Below are 17,513 nucleotides of genomic sequence, written 5' to 3'. Positions count from 1 at the left end.
GCCTGGGGCCAAACGGGTTGAGGGCAAGGCACGCGGGGCGGCAGCCGCCAGAGCGCCATCCTTTGAATCGAGCTAAACCATATAAACCATTTCAGGGCGCGACGCCACTACGCGTCGTTGCAGTATCTCTTGCCGAGTGTACACTGGATGTAACAGCACGGGCAATCGTTGCTGAAAGGAAGGCATTCCCCGTGCGCAAACGCCACACCAGCGCCATTTGCCCCTCTTCACACGGCGCCGAACAGCGCCAGCGCATGGCGCAGCAACTGGGGCGTCTGCCCCGTCCAGCGCTTGAAGGAGCGGCGAAAATTGGTGGCGTCGTGAAAGCCCAGATAATCGGCCACGGCTTCATTATCATAACCATGCGCCTGAAACAGGTAGATGGCTTTGTGCGCGCGCACGAGATCGAGCTCGGCCTGGAAATGGCTGCCGTGGCGGGCAAGATGGCGCTTGAGGGTGGCGGGACTGACGCCGAAATCCTGCGCCGTGCGTTCCAATGTCGGAGCGCAACGGATATGCTGCAGCAGATAGTCATACAGCACGCCGGGCAGGCTGGGGGCAGGCGCCGCATCCAGCGCCGCGCCGCGCAAGGCCAGTGCAGCCGCCGTGGCATTGCCTCGCGGCCAGGGTTTATCCAGCCAGGCGCTGTCGATCAGCATGGCGTCCACCTGGCAATCAAAACGCAAGCCGTGCCCCAGATGCACTTCGTGCTGCTCCACATGGCGTGGCCGGGCGCGGTTAAAACAGTAGCGCCATGGCAGCGCTTCACCGGCCAGCCAGCGGCACATCGACGTGACCGCCGTCATGTGCATCTCGACCAGGAAAGGCCGCTGGCTGGGCGCGCCGAACGCATCGGTCCAGTACAGCACGTGCAACGGCCCCGCTGCGCGCAGCCGGGGCTGCAGCAACGGACACAAGCTCGTATGAAAATCGCACAGGATCGCCAGTGCCTGGCGTAAATGCTGCGCCTGCAGCAAGGCATGGCTGACGGCGCCGTAGTGGCCGGGCAGCATTTGCTGGCCCAGCATGAAACTGGTGTCGGCGCTGTCCAGTCCGCGCGCCAGATTGGCCAGCAATTGCAGGTATTGCGTGGCACTGAGCAGGCTGTCTTCGGCCGGCAGCGCGCCATCATCCAGGCCGGTGCCCTTGAGCAATGGCGGCCTCGCCAGTTCGCGGCTATGCGCGTAGTCGAGCACCAGTGCCGGCTGATGGCGCGCCGCGATGCTGGGCTCGCCCGCCGGTGTCCACAACATGGCCGGCAACGTCAGGCCGCTGCGGCGCTGGGCGCTACAGGCGGCGTCCCGACTGCACGGCTCAATTCGGCCAACACCACTTCCGGCACGCCGTCGGCCAGCGAACAGGCATGGCGCAAGCTCAGGCGGATGACGCGGTTGTCATTCGCATGGTGGCGCATCTGGCCCACCATAGCACACAGATGGCGCGCCGCCAGGGCGGCATCTTCACGCGACACGCCGGGCATCAGCACGGCAAAGCGGTCGCCCGCATAGCGGCACAGCAAGTCATCGTTGCGCAAGTTCAGCAACAGCATATGCCCCACGGCCTGCAGCACGCGGTCGCCTTCGCGGTGGCCGTATTCGCGGTTAATCAAATGAAAGCTGTCGATATCGAGCAAGACCAGCGCGCAATCGAATCCGGGGCGGCGTTCCTGCTCCAGCCGCATCTGCGTGCGCAGATAGCTGGCGTCGGCCAGCTGCGTGATGCGGTCGAAGGCGCGGTGGTCGCGGAACAAACGCTCGCGCTTTTGCAGGTGCTCGTTCAGGCGGAACTGCTCCTGGCGCCAGTAATACATGCCGATGGTCAGCATCAGCATGCCGAACGGCACCAGCGCTTCGAGCCAGTTGTCCCACACGGCGCGCTTGTCGATGGCGAAGAATTCGTCCAGGCAATCGGCCCAGGAACCCAGCATGATGGCGCACAGGCCTCCCGCGATCAGCCGCGTCACCAGTCCCCGCGGCCGGCTGCTGAGCGTAAACAGGAACCACACGCCGGCCATCACAGCCGTGCCGCCTTCGGAAACGATGTCCATCCACTTCCACGCATGCCATGGTTTGGCGACGCCCAAGGTGGCATACAGCACGAAAAACAGGGGCAGCGCCAGCGCGGCGGTGATCAGGCTGTTGCGGTGGAGTTGCAGCATGGGCGTTCCTCAAAGTCAGGCTGCCGCCACGATAGCGGTCGCCGATGACGGCACGATGACATGGCCGTCAGCCGTGCGCAGCGGGCGGCAGGTCCAAACGGCTCACGATGATTGCCTGGCGCCCTGCAAATAGCGCTGGCGGTACTGCTTGCGCCCTGCCGTGGCAGGTCATTTCAGCTCAAAAAGGACTGCAAGCCGCTGTGCATGCGGCTTTGCAGGCTTGCCTGTCATGCAAGCGTCATATTGTCTGTCTACCATCCGCCCCGTTCCCTCCCCCAGCGGGCCTTTCATGAAAACAATAATCGATATCAACATGCAACCATCCACTTCTTCCCCACTGCGCCTGAGCGCGTTGGCCTTCGGCATCCTGGCCGCCTTCAGCGCCCAGGCGCAACAGAGCGGCAATGACGATGCCGCCACCGTGGCCATCAAAGGCCAGCGCGCCAGCCTGCGCAACGCGATTGCCGCGCAAGAAAAAGCCGACAACATCATCAGCGTCGTCAGCAGCGACGATATCGGCGGCTTGCCCGACAAGAACGCCGCCGAAGCGCTGGCGCGCCTGCCGGGCGTGTCGGTGCAGCGCGACCAGGGCGAAGGCCGCTACATCAGCGTGCGCGGCCTGGGACCCGACCTGAACGCCGTCACCATCAATGGCGCGCTGGTGCCGTCACCGGAAGCGGGCCGCCGCGCCGTGGCGCTGGATATCCTGCCTGCCGGCCTGATCCGCACGTTGGAAGTATCGAAAACCCTGCTGCCGGAAATGGACGCCAACTCGCTGGGCGCCACCGTCGAAGTCAAGTCGCTGTCGGCCTTCGATTTGCCGGGCAGGCTGCTGTCGGCCAATATCGGCGCCAGCCACGATGAAAAGACCGGCAAGACCAGCCCGAACGGCGGCGTACTGTGGGCGCAGCGCTTGCTGGACGGCAAGCTCGGTGTCGCCGTTGGCGCCAGCGCCGAGAAGCGCTCGTTCGGCTCGGATGACGTGGAAACGGGCGGCGCCTGGAACAATGGCCGCCTGAGCACCCTGGAACTGCGCGACTACCTGCCGGTGCGCAAGCGCAACGCCCTCGCCGTCAACCTCGATTACCGCCCGCAAGCGGACAATAGCTGGTTCTTGCGCTCTTTCCTCAGCGAATTTTCCGACAATGAAGTGCGCGACCGGCTGACCATCAGCAATATCGCCGGCGGCAACCTGGCCGAGGGCGAGACGGCGGGGGCGCGCGCCGAGCGCCGCATCCGCCAGCGCAAATACACGCAGCAGGTAGGCTCGCTGGTGCTGGGCACGCAGCAAAAATCGGGCGACTGGACGCTGGACGTCAAAGGCGGGACCAGCCGCGCCACGGAAGACACGCCCGAAGCGCTGAACGATGGCCGTTTCCGCAGCACCAGCAATATTCCCGGCATCAGCTTCAGCGGTACCGAGCAGCCCCTGTTGAGCGGCCCGGCCTCGCTGTACGACCCGGCCAGCTACACACTCAATGCTATTACCTTGCAGAAACGCTACTCGAAGGACAATGAACACCATGCGCGCATCGACCTGGCGCGCAAGTTCGACCTGGCCACCCTGAAGTTCGGCGCCAAAATCAGCCGCCGCGACAAGAACAATGACACGGATCAATGGGCCTATAACAGCAGCAAGGCCAGCAGCGGCAATTACTGGGGTGCGGGTTCCACCGCCATGAGCGACTTCGTGCAGAACCGCAATCTGGACTACGACCTGGGCAGGATCGGCCTGGCGCTGGACCCGGCCCTGATACGCGCCAGGGTGGCAGGCCTGGACCGCGACAAGGCGCGCCTGGCCACCGAGTCCGCCATCAACGATTACCGCATGCAGGAAGACATCAATTCCCTGTATGTGCAGAACAGCTATGACTTCGACAGCTGGCATATCCTGGGCGGCGTGCGCGCCGAGCGCACCCGTTTCCAGGCCGCCGGTGCGCAAGTGGACAGCGCTGGCGCCGCCACGCCGCTGACGCGCGAACGGTCCTATACCAACTGGCTGCCAAACCTGCAGGCACGCTATGACCTGGACCACAAGACCAGCGTGCGCGCCGCCTGGACGCAGGCGGTGGTGCGCGCCAATTTCAGCCAGCTGGCGCCCGGCGTCAATCTCGCCAGCAATACGGAAGCGGTGATCGGCAATCCTGACCTCCAGCCCTTGAAAGCCAACAACCTGGACCTGGGCATCGAGCGCGTGCTGGGCAACGATGGCGTGATGTCCGCCTACGGTTACTACAAGGACATCAAGAATTTCACCTACACCACCAACCTGGCCGGTACGGGCGCCTGGACGGGCTACAGCACGGCCACCTCGTATGCGAATGGCGATACGGCCAAGGTCAAGGGTATCGAACTGGCGTATATGCAGCCGCTGCGCATGCTGCCCGCACCTTTCAATCAATTGCTGATCGGCGTCAATGGCACCCTGAGCACGTCCAGCGCGCAGGTCGGCCGCTTCGACAAGGCAGCCGGCAGGCAGCTGAACCGCGCTATCCGTTTGCCGGGCCAGTCGAACCAGGTGATGAATCTGATGCTCGGTTATGAAACCGGCCCCGTCAGCACGCGCCTGGCGCTCAACTATAAATCACCTTACCTGCTGGAAATGGGCAGCGATATCCTGCAGCAAAGCCAGGACCGCATCGTCGACAGCCAGAAGCAGCTCGATTTTTCCATCTCGTATCAGCTCAGCAAACAGTTCCAGCTGACGTTCGAGGCCGCTAACCTGAACAATGAAAAATACTATGTCTACCAGGGAACGAAAGCCTACAACGTGCAGAACGAACAGTATGGCCGCACCTACAAGTTGAGCCTGAAAGCGAGCGCCTTCTGATGATGACTGCATTCCGCATGAAAAAAACCTTGTTGTGCGGCGCCTTGCTGGCCGCCGTTTCCCTCACCAGTTACGCTGCCGCCCTGCCCGCCCTGACGGCGCAGGCGGAAGAACTGGTGCACCTGCCCGGCGGCGGCTGGCTGACCCTGGACAAGCATGGCTTGCACCTGTACAACGCCGATGGTCAGCAACAGGACAGCGTCCAGGTGCGCGCCAGGCAGCTCGATACCCGAGGTGATGGCAATCAACTGCTGGCCGTCTTCCTGGAAGCGGGCACGCAGCGCCCCATCCCCGTCAGCGTGGATGTGCAGTCCGGCAAGCTGCTGCGCCAGACGCCGTTTCCCGTCCCCGGCTTTTCCGTGGAAGCCTCGTGCCTGTACCGCGACGCCCAGCAACTCGATCATCTGTTCCTGATCGGCAAGGATGGCCAGTCCGAACAATGGGTGATGCAAGGCGAGCAGCGCCGGCTGGTGCGCAAGCTGGCCATGCCGCCACACGTCAAGCATTGCCGCGTGGACGATGGCGCCCAGCGCCTGTATGCCAGCGAAGCCACTGTGGGCGTATGGGCCTACGACGCCGAAGCGGAAGGCATGGGTAGCCGCGAGATCGTTGCCCTGCGCAAACCCTACGGCCCGCTGGCTGGCGGCGCCGGCGCGCTGGCCGTGCTGCCCGGTGGCGTGGTCGTGCTCGACGCCAAGGCGGAAAACTTGCACACCCTGTCGCACCAGGCCGGCAAGTGGACGGCCTTGCCGCCGCACAAGGTCATGCTGGACGTGCGCAAGGGCGACAGCCAGCTGCTGTGGGATGCAGGCTCGATGCTGCTTCGCGGAAAAAATGGCTGGCAGACGCAAGCCTTGCGCTGGCAGGGCAAGGCGGAAAGCCTGCCGCCAACAACCATCGTCATGCCGCGCGGCCAGACCGAACCGATGGACCGGGTGGGCGACGCCGCCGACGATCCCGCCATCTGGCTGGCGGCTAAGCGCACCGACTCGCGCGTGCTGGGCACCAACAAGAAGCAGGGCTTGCTGGTGTATGACCTGCAAGGCAAGCAAACCCAGCTGCTGGAAGTGGGACGCTTGAACAATGTGGACGTACGCCAGGACATCACATTGAGCGGCAGCAAGTTCGACCTGGCCGTGGCCACCCAACGCGATGACAATAGCATGATGCTATTTACCATCAATGCCGATGGTGTCGTGGCCGAAGCGGCCCGCTTCCCCACCGGCTTGCACAGCATTTACGGCATGTGCTTGTACCAGCCGGCCAGCGGCGGCCTGGAAGCGTTTATCAACGACAAGGACGGCACCTTCCAGCAGTACCGCATCGGCAGGCATGACAACAATTTCACGGCCACCCTGCTGCGCAGCTTCAAGGTCGCGACGCAACCGGAAGGCTGCGTGGCCGACGACCGCACGGGCAGGCTGTTCCTGGGTGAAGAGCGGCGCGGCGTGTGGACCACCTCGGCCGACGCCGGCAAACCGGATGCGATGAGCATGGTCTTGCCCGTCGGCCCGCAGCTGGCAGCCGACGTGGAAGGCATGGCCATCTACCGCCATCCGGATGGCAAGGGCGACTACCTGCTCGTCTCCAGCCAGGGCGACAGCAGCTACGTCGTGCTCGACGCGGCCGCCCCGTACAAGGTGCGCGGCCGCTTCCGGGTCGGTTTCAATATCGCCGCCGGGATCGACGGCACGTCGGAGACGGACGGCATCGAAGTCACGTCGGCCAACCTGGGCGGCGCCTATGGGCAAGGCATGCTGGTGATCCAGGATGGCTACAAGCGCTTGCCGGATGGCCCGCAAAACTTCAAGTATGTGGCGTGGGAAGATGTGGCAAAGGCCTTGAAGCTGGAATAAGCATGGCCCTATGATGGCTGGGGCATGGCTGCCCCGGCCATCATGCATCACAAGGCATTTACATTGCCCAGCATCTTCGCCGCCTGCTGTTTGAAGTCAAGAATCGCCGTATCCTCCATTTTTTCCAGCTGGCGGTACGCCATGCCGATGCGGGGATTGCGCTCCAGCACATGCGCATTACGCTGGAAAAAGTCCCAGTACAGGGCATTGAAGGGGCAGGCATTGTCACCGATGCGTGCCTTTTTATCGTAATGGCAGCCCTTGCAATAATCGCTCATGCGGTCGATATAGGCCGCGCTGGAGACATATGGCTTGGTCGCCAATAAGCCGCCATCGCCAAACTGGCTCATGCCCACGGTATTGGGCAGTTCCACCCATTCAAAGGCATCGATATAGATGCCCAGGTACCAGTGATGCACTTCGGCCGGATCCAGGCCGGCCAGCAAGGCAAAGTTACCGATCACCATCAGGCGCTGGATATGGTGGGCGTGCGCCTGTTCCAGCGACTGGGTAATCGCTTGCGACAGGCAATGCATCTTCGTTTTGCCATCCCAGAACCAGGACGGCAACGGGCGCGTATGGCCAAAGAAATTCTTGCGCTCATAACCGGGCATATGGGCCCAGTACACGCCGCGCACATATTCGCGCCACCCCAGAATCTGCCGTATAAAGCCTTCCACCGCGGCCAATGGCGCATGCCCCGCATGGTAAGCCGCTTGCGCCCTGTCCACCACTTCGCGCGGGTTGAGCATTTTCACATTCAGCGCAAACGACAGGAGGGAATGAAACAAACGCCAGGCCTGGCTGCTCATGGCGTCCTGGAAGTCGCCGAAATGCGGCAATGCGTTGCTGATAAACGCGTCAAGCTGCAACAAGGCCTCTTCGCGGTTCAGGGCCCACGGCAGGCAATCGGCCTTCGGTGCGCCAAAGCTGTTGACGCCGGCCGCCACGATGGTGTTCCACAACAGAGAGTGGTCGTGCAGGGTACGCGGGTCAACAGGTTCGGCCGGCGTGCCGCGCCAGGGCTTGCGGTTATCGTGGTCAAAGTTCCATTGATCACCCACCGGCTTCTTTGCTTCGGCCATCAGCACGCCGTGCGCCACGCGCATCTGGCGATAAAAAAACTCCATCAGCCATTGCTTGCGCCCGGCGAAAATATCGGCCGCTTCATTACGGCTGGTATAAAAATGGTCGCTGTCGACCATCAGCCACGGTATGCGCGAGCGGCGCCCATGCTGGTACAACTGTTCATCGAGACGCCACTCGTCGGGCGCCTGGTATTCAAACGCACTGGCGCGATAATGGACAATCAGCGCTTCGATATTCTCGGGTATGGAGCGGCGGCTCTCCGCATCGTCGATCGTGATGTAATGCACGCGGTGCCCGGCCGCGTGCAACTGCCGCGCCATCTCGCGCATGGCCGCAAAAATCGCCAGGATTTTTTGCGCATGGTGCAGCACATAATCCGTTTCTTGCCGCACTTCCATCAGGATATAGGTGGTGGCGTCGTCCACTTCGCTGAACCAGCGATGCTGCAGATTGAGCTGGTCGCCGAGGATCAGGCGCAGGGTGTGTTTGGATGCAGTCATGACGATGTGCTGTGGCTCAGGCCACAAGGTTATTCCGATGCCGGACTTTACCGCGCAAGCTGGGGAGCGTGGCCGTTTTTTGTGTTGAAGTTATTATTAAGGCAATATACTACACCATGCCAGACTTCAGGAAATAGGATAGGAAGGAACTACATCAGATGAGTAGAAAAAGAGAACGCGCTTGCGCGGCAATGCCGATACCCGCAACCCTGTCCGCCCAGCTGAAAGACTATCTGTGGACACGTGACCAGATCGGCCAGTCCGGCGCAGACATCTATCGCCTGCATGGCAAGCCCGGTGCGCCGGACTTGTTTCTGAAACATGGCACGGACGCCATTGCCGCTACGATCACCGACGAAGCGAACAGGCTACGCTGGCTGGCGCAGTACTTGCCTGTGCCGCAGCTAATGCAATTTGTCCGCACAGGAAATCAGGCATGGCTGTTGATGACTGCGCTCAAGGGGAAAACGGCTTACCAGCTGCTGGCGTCGCATCCCGAACTGGGCCCTGCCGTTGTCGATGCCCTGGCAGCCTTCCTGCGCCGCCTGCACGCCATTCCGCTGAACGCCTGCCCCTACAGCAGCGATCATGTAGCCAGGCTAGCCCTGGCAAGGCAGCGCATCGCCGCCGACCTCATCGATACCGATGATTTCGATGATGAGCGGCAAGGCTGGACGGCGGAGCAAGTATGGCTAGCCCTGCAGCAACATCTGCCTTTCACGCCAGACCACATCATTACGCATGGCGATTTTTCACTCGATAACCTTCTGATGCATGACGGCGAAATAACTGGCTGCATCGATGTAGCGCGGCTAGGCATTGCTGACCGCTACCAGGACCTGGCCATACTCCACAACTGCCTCGGCGAGTTTGGCCGGCCGCTACAGCAAAGGCTATTCCAGCAATATGGATTGCCTGAGCCAGATCAAGACAAGCTGCAATTTCATTTGCTGCTGGACGAGCTGTTCTGATCTGCTCCTGCATCAGCAAGCCATGGAAAACGATCCGGTTTCATCTTGTTTGACAGCTGAGTGCACTGAAACTGTAATGGCAGGCACTCGCGGATCGACGCAGCGGCATCCTCTTCATCTGCGCTTCATTATTTCCTTAACAAAGCGACAGTGCCTTGCGTTACTATTGTTTCATGACATCTTACCCACTCCTGCCTGCCCTTCCCCTCCTCGCGTTTGCGCTCACGGCTGCCGGCCCGTCGATCGGCGCGGAACCAACAACGGTGGCCACCACCGCGTTTGTCGCCGCGCCCTGTGAAACGGGAATTTATCGCAAGGATCAATCGGCTTTCCTCAGCATCACGAAAGCAGGCCAGGGTTTTGGCTACACCTTTAGCGATGGCCTGGTCGGCAACACGCAAAATGCCGAAACACTGGTGGTCTGCGGAAACGGCACCGTACAGGTCCGGGGCCGGGAAGTCTGGCCCAAAGTGGCCATTGCCGAGACGAATACGCGCTTTGCATCGCATGGCATACTGCTGGCAGGCCGTCTGATGGAAGCGCCAGGCGCAGGGAAGCAGACGCCGCTGGTCATCTATGCGCATGGCTCGGAGGAAAGCGGTTGGATAGACCGTGCACGCGATCCTTACCAGATGGTAGGCCGTGGGGTATCGGTGTTTGTCTACGACAAGCGCGGCACCGGACTGTCCGAAGGCGAGTACACGCAAAACCTGCCCCGCCTGGCCGACGACCTGGTAGCCGCCTCGCTGACCGCCAAAAAACTGGCCGAGGGGCGCTATGGCCGTTTCGGCCTGTTTGGCCTCAGCCAGGGCGGCTGGATCGCGCCGCTCGCGGCAGCGCCCGCCAAGGCAGAATTTCTGGGCATCGGCTTCGGCCTGGTGGTCGATATCGCGGAGCAGGATGCAGCGCAGGTTGCCAAGCAATTGCGCGACCAGGGGTATGGCGAAGACATTGTTGTCCACGGCAAGACCATCACCGACATCACGGCCAGGGTGGTGAAAAGCGCTTACAAGGATGGACTGGACGATCTGGCCAGAGTGCAGGGACAATATGGCAAGGAACCCTGGTTTGCAGCAATCAAGGGCGGCTATACGGGCGTGCTGCTGAGCATGCCTGTCGATGAGCTGCGCAGCAAGGCATACCACGCTTCGACAAATACGATATCGACTGGTCGCTCAAACCTATGCAAGTCTTGAGTAATGTCAGGGTACCGCAGCTGTGGGCCCTGGCCGCCGAAGACCGCCAGGCGCCCGTAGCGCTGACGGTGGAGCGCCTGTCTTCGCTGCGCAAGCAAGGCCAGGATATTACGATGTATCTATTCCCCGATACCGACCACGGCATGCGCAATTACACCGTGGCAGCCGATGGCACGCGCAAGTACACCAACATCGCGCCGGGGTTTTATGACTTGATGGCCGATTGGGCCAAGGGCAAGCTGGATGGTACTTATGGCAGGGCCTACCGTAAATAAGCTTTAGCGTTATGCTAACGGTACCAGGGCTGTTGCGCTTTGCAGCTGCCTATTGCATCTTTCAATCACCTTGCTGCTGCCAGAGCGCCTTGCCATCATGCAGATAAATAAGGGTGCTGGCGGAACCTGGTTTCGCCACCAATCACCTTCTTATTTCATCGTCCGATAGACAATAGAAATGATGGCTAGCACACAGGACGTGGCAATTTTCTCTCGCAGCTTACGGGTGATCCTGAATACACTTTACTCCCTCGGCAACATGCTCCGCCCAACCTGTTTTATGCGTTGCAAACCATGCCTCAATTTGTGGTTTGGTCGCCCCACAATCAAACGCAATTTTTTCAATTTCTTCTGCGCTCTTCTCGGGAGAGGATTGGGTGCATCCTGACATTAAAGATGCTAAAACTCCGACACCCAACCATAAATTATTTCTCATCAATTTCTTTCCTCCATTAGTTAATTACCAAAAAGAAAACCACACGCATTGTTACGTTGATGCGATCTCTAGCTCTAGACACACCTGCAACTCTAGCGAATTTAACAATATAACATCAAGAAAACTATAACCCGTCAAAAGCGTGACTCCCGGGATAAATCTCCCTTATCCTCCATGCAGTCAACCGCTATGCCTTTTGCATATTAAAATATCCCCCATGACCCCTACCACCACGACTTCCCCCGTTCCCGACAGCCTTCTGCTGCCTTCCCTGGCCGTTTTGGGAGGGCAGATTTCCGTCAATCTGGGGGCGGCGATGGCCAAGCATCTGTTTCCGGTGATAGGGGTGGAAGGCCTGACGGCTTACCGGGTGGGATTTTCGGCGCTGATCTTGCTGGCGATCGTGCGGCCGTGGCGGTTCCGGCTGGAGCGCAAGGATGTATTCAATCTGCTGGTGTATGGTTCAGTGCTGGGGCTGATGAATCTGCTGATTTACCGGGCGTTTGCGCTGATACCGATCGGCATTGCGGTGGCCATCGAGGTGACGGGGCCGCTGGCAGTCGCCATGCTGTCGTCGCGCAAGCCGCGCGACTTGCTGGCGGTGGCGTGCGCCGTGTTTGGCCTGTATCTGCTGCTGCCGCTGCAGGGCGGTGCCGGCGGGCTGAACCCTGTGGGCGTGGCTTATGCGCTGGGCGCAGCGCTGTGCTGGGCGCTGTATATCATCTTCGGCAAACGCGCCTCGAGCTTGCAAGGTGGCCAGGCGGTGGCCTGGGGCATGACGGTGGCCGCCGTGCTGATGGTGCCAATCGGCATAAGCTATTCCGGCACGGCCTTGCTGATGCCCTCGATTGCCTTGATGGGGCTGGCGATTGCCATGCTGTCCAGCGCCCTGCCGTATTCGCTGGAAATCTTTGCCTTGCGCCGCTTGCCGCAAGGGGTGTTCGGCATGTTCAGCAGCGCCGCGCCCGCCATCAGCGCACTGGCCGCCATGCTGGTATTGGGCGAACACCTGAGCCTGATCCAGTGGCTGGCGATAGCTTGTATTGTGTTTGCGTCGGCCATGGCGGCATTAGGGGCGCAGAACAGCAAGCGCTAGTACTAAAAAGCAAAGCCAGCAACGTTTCATCCATGCCTGTCCACGCCATCAAGGCCCAGGCAGGTATATGCCCTGCCCTGTAAAATAACTGCTTATCACTCAAGCACTATTTTGCTGCAACCATGAAAAGCTTTCTGAATCAATCCTTCCGGACTCGCCCTTCCCGCCTGCTGCTGTCACTGGCCACCGCGCTATTGACGGCCTACTGTGCCGTCGCCCGCGCTGCTCCGGCGCCGGCACCTGCCCTCAAAGGCAATGTCGAAGCAGGCAAAACGGCATTTCGCAAGTGCGCCTCCTGCCATCAGGTAGGACCATCGGCGCGCGGCGGCTTCGGGCCAAAGCTGACGGGCGTGATCGGCCGCAAGGCTGGCTCGACCACCGATTACAAATATTCGCCCGCGATGAAGAATGCCAACTTCGCCTGGAGCGAGCAAAACCTGGCCAATTTCCTGAAAGCGCCCAGCGACTTCGTCCCCGGCAATAACATGCGCTTCTGGGGTATCAGCGACCGGCAGCAGGTGGCAGACCTGCTGGCCTATCTGCGCACGCAATGATCCTGTCATAATGGCAATGTAGAATCGCAGCATTGAACCAAGCGGCGATACGCGGTAATACGCGGCAATGCAGATGCTGGCCTATGCCGAACCGCGTTCACCTGTACCGAACCACACCCTGGATGACTGGAATAGCCGATGCAGGCTGCAACAAAGATCGTGAACCCTGATTCCACAGCAAGCAAGCTGGCCGCCCATCGCAAGCTGATCATCGCCCTGTACTGCATGATCTTCTTGCCCTTGCTGCTCATCTGCTTAGCGCCCAGGGCCGGCATCGCCACGCTTCCCACGTGGTTTGCTGCAGCAAGCGCAGTCGGCGCAATGGCTTGTTTGTTCGCACTCTTGTGCGTGGCATGGCGTAGCGGCGCAATGCGGGGAGGCTTTATCGTCGCCTTTGCCGCTGTCCTGCTGGCACTGCCTGCTGCACATTACTTCCAGTTCATTTAAACGGCCCGGCTACCCCTGGTTGTCCAGCGCATCGAGTATGCCTTTGCGCTTCTTGTGCAGTGTTTCGTAATCACGCACCCGCTTTAACTGTGCAGCGCTCAAGCCATCGAGCTTCTTGCGGATCTGCGCCACCGTCAGGTGCTGGTAACCGTCGATGGGCAAGTCGCGGTCAGGCGCCTTGCCAGCCTTTTCGGCATTGCGCTCAGCCTGGGTTTCGCCCTGTTCAGCTCGCTGCTTGTTGACGATGCGGGCCGCAACTTCTTCTTCGCGGCCACGGTAGCGCCCCTCCTGCCTGAAGCTTTTTTCCAGCTGCTTGAACTCGCGCTCGCGTTTGGGATTGGCGCCTGCAGGCATGCCGTCCTCCAGTCTCAAGATGGGATGGCCACTCAAATCACGGCGTGGCGGGCAGCTTTTTCACGCACAGATAAATCGAATAGACCGCCGCCAGCCCCACCAGCACATACACGCCGCGCGAGGCTGTGCTCATGACGCCCAGGATGCGGGCCACGATATCGATATCGAACAAGCCCACCAGCGCCCAGTTCAAGCCGCCTATGATCAACAGCACCATGGCGATCCAGTCCAGTGCATTCATGCGCCGCGCCACCCGCTCTGTGCTGACTATGCCATCCGTTCCCGCTTGAAGATTCGCCATCTTGCCCTCCTGAAAATCATAAAAGAAAGCCTGTCGCCAGGCGCGTCGAGATCACAGTGTAGGCGTGCTGGGTAGAGACACCAGTCGGAGGATGCCGGGTGTCTGCGTAGGAGGAATCTGGAATTGATCAGGTGATTTTATCCGGCAACAGCATGGCAGCGAGCCCGGCTACAGCTGCTTGTACAGGATGGTGGTGGCGTCCAGTCCGCTATGGTCGGCCGACAGCGCATAGCCGGGAATCACGCCCGCCACCGTATAACCGAGCGATATATACAGCGGTTCGGCATGGTCATGCGTGCGCGTATCGAGGGTCAGCAGGCTGCGCGGCAGCTGGCGCGCCCGGGCTTCCACTGCCTGCATCAGCAGCCGCGCGATGCCGCGCCGGCGAAAGGCGGGATCCACCATCAGTTTGCGCACTTCGGCCCGGTGCTGCTGGTTGGCGGGACTATCCCAGTCCAGTTGTACGGCGCCCACAATCTGGCCCTCTTGCTCAGCCACCAGCAGCAGGCGCCGGCCACCTTGCACGGCCGGCAACACGTTTTGCGTCCAGAAAGCCGTGCTTTCAGGCTCCTTGAATGGCAGGATAAAGCCTATGCTGGCGCCATCGTGCACGCAGGCTAACAGCAGCTGGGCCAGTTGCGGCAGTTGCCGCTCGATCTCAGGCACAGTGCAGGAATGGATATGAATAGGGCTAACGGTGGTCATCACACTCTCACACGATAAATAAAAAGTAGCGGGCGCCCGTCTCTGACCCGGCGTCAAAAGCGCTGGGGCCGGACAACTGGTAACGCAGGCAGTCGCCGGCGCGCAGGACATGGCTCTTGCCCTCCACCGTCACCGTCAACACGCCTTCCTGCAGCAATAAATGGTGTTCCATGCCGGGCCGGGGCGAGGCCGCGTAAGCGATATGCGCGCCAGGAGCCAACAGACACTCCAGCGCCTCGCCGGCCAGCGCATGCGATGGCGGCGATACGGAGCGGCGCTGGAATCCCGCTTGCGGATCGTTCCAGACTACTTGCTCTGCACGCCGCAGCAGCGGCGGAAAATCGTCTTCTACCATGCGCATCAAGCGCGACATGCTCAGGCCATATACGGCGCACAGCCGGCCCAGCACGCTGGTGGTGGGACTGACTTCCGCATTTTCCAAACGCGACAAGGTAGCGCGGCTGACCTGGCTTAGCGTAGCCAGCTGGTCCAGCGACCAGCCCTGTTCCACGCGCAACTGCTTGAGGCGCTGGGCCAGGCGCTGTTCGGTAGTCTCATCTTGTTGAACATTATTTTCCATATATGGGAATATATTCCAAATATGGGATTTCAGCAAGCACGGTTTACGCCGGCGCGTGTATTGCCTGTCGGCATAGCTCCAGGAAACCCGACAGTCTCGGCGACAACACTTTCTTGGCCTGCCGTATCAAATAAAAATTGCGCTCCAGCGGCGGCAGCATGGTGTCCAGCGCCACCAGTTGTCCGCTGGCCAGCAAGTCGGCCACCACCACGCGCGACAGGCAGGCAATGCCCAGGCCGGCTGCGGCGCCGTATTTGATCGCTTCCGAATTCGAGAATTCACCGGCCGGCCGCAGATAATGCAGGTACGGCACCAGCGCCTGCTCCACCGCTTCCCGCGTGCCCGAGCCCGCTTCGCGCAACAGCCAGCCGGCCTGGTTCAGTTCGGCAAAACTGAGCAAATGCCGCAGTTGCGCCAGGGGGTGCGTGGGCGCGGCCACGACCAGCATCTGGTCGGCCAGCCACGGTTCGACCAGCAATCCCGCCTCATGGCATGGCCCTTCGATCAGCCCGATATCGACGCGAAATTCCGCGACCGCAGCGGCAATATCGGCTGTATTGGCAATCGTCACTTGCGGGATGCTGGGGCCATGCAGGCGCGCGGCCTGGGCCAGGATCTGCGGCAGCAGGTAGATGCCGATGGTGGTGCTGGCGCCGATTTGCAGGCTGACCGGCACGGACGGGTCGGCGCCCGCGAACTGGCGCTCGATGCCGGCCGCCGCGTCGCGCATCTGCCGTGCCTGCGGCAACAGCAGGCGGCCATTGTCGTTGAGCACCAGGCGCTTGCCGACCCGGTCGAACAGTTGCGCGCCCAGCAGGGTTTCCAGCTCGTTCAAGGCGGCGCTGGTGGCCGACTGCGATAGGGCGATCAAGCCGGCCGCCGCGCTGGTGCTGCCCGTGTCGGCCACGGCCAGGAAGATTTGTAATTGCCGCAAAGTCAGTGACATGGCTCATTACCTATTTTTTAGGTTGAATATACATAAACAATCCGTTTTACCATTTAATAAGCGCTCTGTACAGTGATGCCATACGCATACAAAGTAATGGAGCACAACATGTCATCCCTATCGACCACTGGCAGCAACCGCTTTTACGACCGCTGCGCCCGCCTCCTGCCCGGCTTGCTATTGAGCGCCGTCATCGCCTGTGCGGCGATACAGCTGGGCAAGCTGGAATGGATGCAAACGCACGGCATGAGCGCCCTCACCCTGGCCATCATCGTCGGCATCATCCTGGGCAACACCGCCTATGCCAGGCTGGCGCCCGCAGGTGAAGCCGGCGTGACTTTTTCCAAGCAAAGCCTGCTGCGCCTGGGCATCATCCTGTACGGTTTCCGCCTGACTTTCCAGGACATCGGCCAGGTGGGCCTGGCCGGCATCGCCATCGATGCGCTGGTCTTGAGCTCCACCTTTGGCCTGGCCATCGTGCTGGGCACCAGGGTATTCAAGCTGGAGCGCAATAGCGCCATCCTGATCGGCGCGGGCAGCTCGATTTGCGGCGCGGCAGCCGTGATGGCCACCGAACCGGTGCTCAAGGGGCGTGCGGAAGAAGTGACGGTGGCCGTGTCGACGGTGGTGGTGTTCGGCACCCTGGCGATCTTTGTCTATCCCTTGCTGTATCAGGCGAATCTGCACTGGCAGTTGCTGGGCGCGACGCCATCCGCCTTCGGCGTGTATATCGGGTCGACCGTGCATGAAGTGGCGCAAGTAGTAGCGGCCGGCAAATCGATCAGCCAGGATACGGCCAACGCGGCGGTGATCGCCAAGATGGTGCGCGTGATGATGCTGGCGCCCTTCCTGGTGATCCTGTCGGGCGTGCTGGCCCGCAGCAAAGGCGCCAGCGCAAGCCAGCCTGCCGCCAGGCTGGCGATTCCCTGGTTTGCCTTTATCTTTATCCTGGTCGTGGCCTTCAATTCGATGAACTTGATGCCCGGCAAATTGGTGGCGTCCATCACCGATATCGACACGGCCTTGCTGGCGATGGCCATGGCGGCCCTGGGCTTGACCACGCACCTGTCGGCCATCCGCCGCGCCGGCTTCAAACCGCTGCTGCTGGGCGGCCTGCTGTTTGCCTGGCTGATCGTGGGCGGCGCCGTGATCAATCATCTGGTCGCTGCCCTGTTCACGCTAGTTGCCTAAGCGCGCTACAATGAAGGGCTGTGTTCTT

The 17,513-nt window shown here is 61.0% G+C and carries 18 protein-coding genes; 9 read left to right on the top strand and 9 right to left on the bottom strand.

The features are described 5' to 3' along the window. Nucleotides 1–227: 227 nt before the first annotated feature. Entirely contained in the window at nucleotides 228–1,253 is a 1,026-nt protein-coding gene (locus ACL9RI_RS21045) for an AraC family transcriptional regulator ligand-binding domain-containing protein (protein ID WP_422728442.1), read from the bottom strand. 11 nt (nucleotides 1,254–1,264) lie between these two features. Continuing rightward, nucleotides 1,265–2,158, bottom strand: coding sequence for a GGDEF domain-containing protein (locus ACL9RI_RS21040; protein ID WP_422728441.1), 894 nt, complete (start codon nucleotides 2,156–2,158; stop codon nucleotides 1,265–1,267). A 313-nt stretch (nucleotides 2,159–2,471) separates the two neighbouring features. Between ACL9RI_RS21040 and ACL9RI_RS21035 the strand changes: the two genes are divergently transcribed. Both ACL9RI_RS21035 and ACL9RI_RS21030 read left to right on the top strand, forming a co-directional pair. Continuing rightward, nucleotides 2,472–4,988, top strand: a complete 2,517-nt coding sequence (locus ACL9RI_RS21035) for a TonB-dependent receptor (protein ID WP_422728440.1) — start codon at nucleotides 2,472–2,474, stop codon at nucleotides 4,986–4,988. Nucleotides 4,989–5,005: 17 nt separating this feature from the next. After that, entirely contained in the window at nucleotides 5,006–6,844 is a 1,839-nt protein-coding gene (locus tag ACL9RI_RS21030; protein WP_422728439.1) for a phytase, read from the top strand. 47 nt (nucleotides 6,845–6,891) lie between these two features. On the opposite strand, the gene ACL9RI_RS21025 is transcribed toward ACL9RI_RS21030, so the two are convergent. Further along, a complete protein-coding gene (locus tag ACL9RI_RS21025; RefSeq protein WP_422728438.1) occupies nucleotides 6,892–8,433 on the bottom strand; it encodes a cryptochrome/photolyase family protein in 1,542 nt (513 codons plus the stop codon). Between the two features lie 158 nt (nucleotides 8,434–8,591). Here ACL9RI_RS21025 and ACL9RI_RS21020 point away from each other — a divergent pair, with 158 nt between their 5' ends. From ACL9RI_RS21020 to ACL9RI_RS21010, 3 genes are all read left to right on the top strand, one after another. After that, the gene (locus ACL9RI_RS21020) at nucleotides 8,592–9,404 is read left to right on the top strand and encodes an APH(3')-I family aminoglycoside O-phosphotransferase (RefSeq protein ID WP_422728437.1); all 813 of its coding nucleotides are present in this window, start codon (nucleotides 8,592–8,594) and stop codon (nucleotides 9,402–9,404) included. A gap of 173 nt (nucleotides 9,405–9,577) precedes the next feature. Beyond that, nucleotides 9,578–10,600 (top strand): alpha/beta hydrolase family protein, encoded by a 1,023-nt coding sequence (locus ACL9RI_RS21015; protein WP_422728436.1) that lies wholly within the window; start codon nucleotides 9,578–9,580, stop codon nucleotides 10,598–10,600. After that, nucleotides 10,597–10,875, top strand: coding sequence for a hypothetical protein (locus ACL9RI_RS21010; RefSeq protein ID WP_422728435.1), 279 nt, complete (start codon nucleotides 10,597–10,599; stop codon nucleotides 10,873–10,875). Before ACL9RI_RS21015 ends, ACL9RI_RS21010 begins: the two co-directional genes overlap by 4 nt. A 220-nt stretch (nucleotides 10,876–11,095) precedes the next feature. Here the strand turns inward: ACL9RI_RS21010 and ACL9RI_RS21005 are convergent, their stop codons facing one another. Beyond that, nucleotides 11,096–11,311 carry a hypothetical protein gene (locus tag ACL9RI_RS21005; protein WP_422728434.1) on the bottom strand — a complete coding sequence of 72 codons (216 nt, stop codon included), beginning with the start codon at nucleotides 11,309–11,311 and terminating at the stop codon, nucleotides 11,096–11,098. Nucleotides 11,312–11,528: 217 nt separating this feature from the next. Between ACL9RI_RS21005 and ACL9RI_RS21000 the strand changes: the two genes are divergently transcribed. The 3 genes from ACL9RI_RS21000 to ACL9RI_RS20990 all read left to right on the top strand — a co-directional run bounded on the left by ACL9RI_RS21000 (nucleotide 11,529) and on the right by ACL9RI_RS20990 (nucleotide 13,408). Then, nucleotides 11,529–12,407, top strand: coding sequence for an EamA family transporter (locus ACL9RI_RS21000; protein WP_422728433.1), 879 nt, complete (start codon nucleotides 11,529–11,531; stop codon nucleotides 12,405–12,407). Nucleotides 12,408–12,529: 122 nt separating this feature from the next. Further along, nucleotides 12,530–12,961, top strand: a complete 432-nt coding sequence (locus ACL9RI_RS20995) for a c-type cytochrome (RefSeq protein WP_422728432.1) — start codon at nucleotides 12,530–12,532, stop codon at nucleotides 12,959–12,961. Nucleotides 12,962–13,099: 138 nt separating this feature from the next. Continuing rightward, nucleotides 13,100–13,408: a hypothetical protein gene (locus ACL9RI_RS20990; protein WP_422728431.1), complete on the top strand. Its 309-nt coding sequence runs from the start codon at nucleotides 13,100–13,102 to the stop codon at nucleotides 13,406–13,408. Between the two features lie 9 nt (nucleotides 13,409–13,417). Here ACL9RI_RS20990 and ACL9RI_RS20985 read toward each other — a convergent pair whose 3' ends face one another. From ACL9RI_RS20985 to ACL9RI_RS20965, 5 genes are all read right to left on the bottom strand, one after another. Beyond that, the gene (locus tag ACL9RI_RS20985) at nucleotides 13,418–13,762 is read right to left on the bottom strand and encodes a hypothetical protein (protein WP_422728430.1); all 345 of its coding nucleotides are present in this window, start codon (nucleotides 13,760–13,762) and stop codon (nucleotides 13,418–13,420) included. A gap of 37 nt (nucleotides 13,763–13,799) precedes the next feature. After that, nucleotides 13,800–14,063: a DUF378 domain-containing protein gene (locus ACL9RI_RS20980; RefSeq protein ID WP_422728429.1), complete on the bottom strand. Its 264-nt coding sequence runs from the start codon at nucleotides 14,061–14,063 to the stop codon at nucleotides 13,800–13,802. A gap of 168 nt (nucleotides 14,064–14,231) precedes the next feature. Continuing rightward, nucleotides 14,232–14,768, bottom strand: a complete 537-nt coding sequence (locus tag ACL9RI_RS20975) for a GNAT family N-acetyltransferase (protein WP_422728428.1) — start codon at nucleotides 14,766–14,768, stop codon at nucleotides 14,232–14,234. A 7-nt stretch (nucleotides 14,769–14,775) separates the two neighbouring features. Continuing rightward, nucleotides 14,776–15,348, bottom strand: coding sequence for a helix-turn-helix domain-containing protein (locus tag ACL9RI_RS20970; RefSeq protein WP_422728427.1), 573 nt, complete (start codon nucleotides 15,346–15,348; stop codon nucleotides 14,776–14,778). Nucleotides 15,349–15,391: 43 nt separating this feature from the next. Further along, on the bottom strand, nucleotides 15,392–16,294 hold the full coding sequence (locus tag ACL9RI_RS20965; protein ID WP_422728426.1) for a LysR family transcriptional regulator: 903 nt from the start codon (nucleotides 16,292–16,294) through the stop codon (nucleotides 15,392–15,394). 108 nt (nucleotides 16,295–16,402) lie between these two features. Here ACL9RI_RS20965 and ACL9RI_RS20960 point away from each other — a divergent pair, with 108 nt between their 5' ends. Then, a complete protein-coding gene (locus tag ACL9RI_RS20960; protein WP_422728425.1) occupies nucleotides 16,403–17,485 on the top strand; it encodes a YeiH family protein in 1,083 nt (360 codons plus the stop codon). Nucleotides 17,486–17,513 lie beyond the last annotated feature (28 nt).

This window comes from Janthinobacterium sp. Mn2066 (genome assembly GCF_049319705.1).
In the GTDB taxonomy this organism is placed as follows: Bacteria; Pseudomonadota; Gammaproteobacteria; order Burkholderiales; family Burkholderiaceae_D; genus Janthinobacterium.
The sequence above is the reverse complement of the archived record's forward strand: the minus strand, read 5'-3'. Positions and strand labels throughout refer to the sequence as shown.

Bases quoted from the DNA above. Each gene is read 5' to 3' on its own strand.
- ACL9RI_RS21020 (WP_422728437.1), top strand. From the start codon at position 8,592: ATGAGTAGAAAAAGAGAACGCGCTTGCGCGGCAATGCCGATACCCGCA.
- ACL9RI_RS21040 (WP_422728441.1), bottom strand. From the start codon at position 2,158: ATGCTGCAACTCCACCGCAACAGCCTGATCACCGCCGCGCTGGCGCTG.
- ACL9RI_RS21025 (WP_422728438.1), bottom strand. From the start codon at position 8,433: ATGACTGCATCCAAACACACCCTGCGCCTGATCCTCGGCGACCAGCTC.
- ACL9RI_RS21015 (WP_422728436.1), top strand. From the start codon at position 9,578: ATGACATCTTACCCACTCCTGCCTGCCCTTCCCCTCCTCGCGTTTGCG.
- ACL9RI_RS21030 (WP_422728439.1), top strand. From the start codon at position 5,006: ATGAAAAAAACCTTGTTGTGCGGCGCCTTGCTGGCCGCCGTTTCCCTC.
- ACL9RI_RS20975 (WP_422728428.1), bottom strand. From the start codon at position 14,768: ATGACCACCGTTAGCCCTATTCATATCCATTCCTGCACTGTGCCTGAG.
- ACL9RI_RS21045 (WP_422728442.1), bottom strand. From the start codon at position 1,253: ATGTTGTGGACACCGGCGGGCGAGCCCAGCATCGCGGCGCGCCATCAG.
- ACL9RI_RS21000 (WP_422728433.1), top strand. From the start codon at position 11,529: ATGACCCCTACCACCACGACTTCCCCCGTTCCCGACAGCCTTCTGCTG.
- ACL9RI_RS20985 (WP_422728430.1), bottom strand. From the start codon at position 13,762: ATGCCTGCAGGCGCCAATCCCAAACGCGAGCGCGAGTTCAAGCAGCTG.
- ACL9RI_RS20970 (WP_422728427.1), bottom strand. From the start codon at position 15,348: ATGGAAAATAATGTTCAACAAGATGAGACTACCGAACAGCGCCTGGCC.
- ACL9RI_RS21035 (WP_422728440.1), top strand. From the start codon at position 2,472: ATGCAACCATCCACTTCTTCCCCACTGCGCCTGAGCGCGTTGGCCTTC.
- ACL9RI_RS20980 (WP_422728429.1), bottom strand. From the start codon at position 14,063: ATGGCGAATCTTCAAGCGGGAACGGATGGCATAGTCAGCACAGAGCGG.
- ACL9RI_RS20990 (WP_422728431.1), top strand. From the start codon at position 13,100: ATGCAGGCTGCAACAAAGATCGTGAACCCTGATTCCACAGCAAGCAAG.
- ACL9RI_RS20995 (WP_422728432.1), top strand. From the start codon at position 12,530: ATGAAAAGCTTTCTGAATCAATCCTTCCGGACTCGCCCTTCCCGCCTG.
- ACL9RI_RS20965 (WP_422728426.1), bottom strand. From the start codon at position 16,294: ATGTCACTGACTTTGCGGCAATTACAAATCTTCCTGGCCGTGGCCGAC.
- ACL9RI_RS21005 (WP_422728434.1), bottom strand. From the start codon at position 11,311: ATGAGAAATAATTTATGGTTGGGTGTCGGAGTTTTAGCATCTTTAATG.
- ACL9RI_RS20960 (WP_422728425.1), top strand. From the start codon at position 16,403: ATGTCATCCCTATCGACCACTGGCAGCAACCGCTTTTACGACCGCTGC.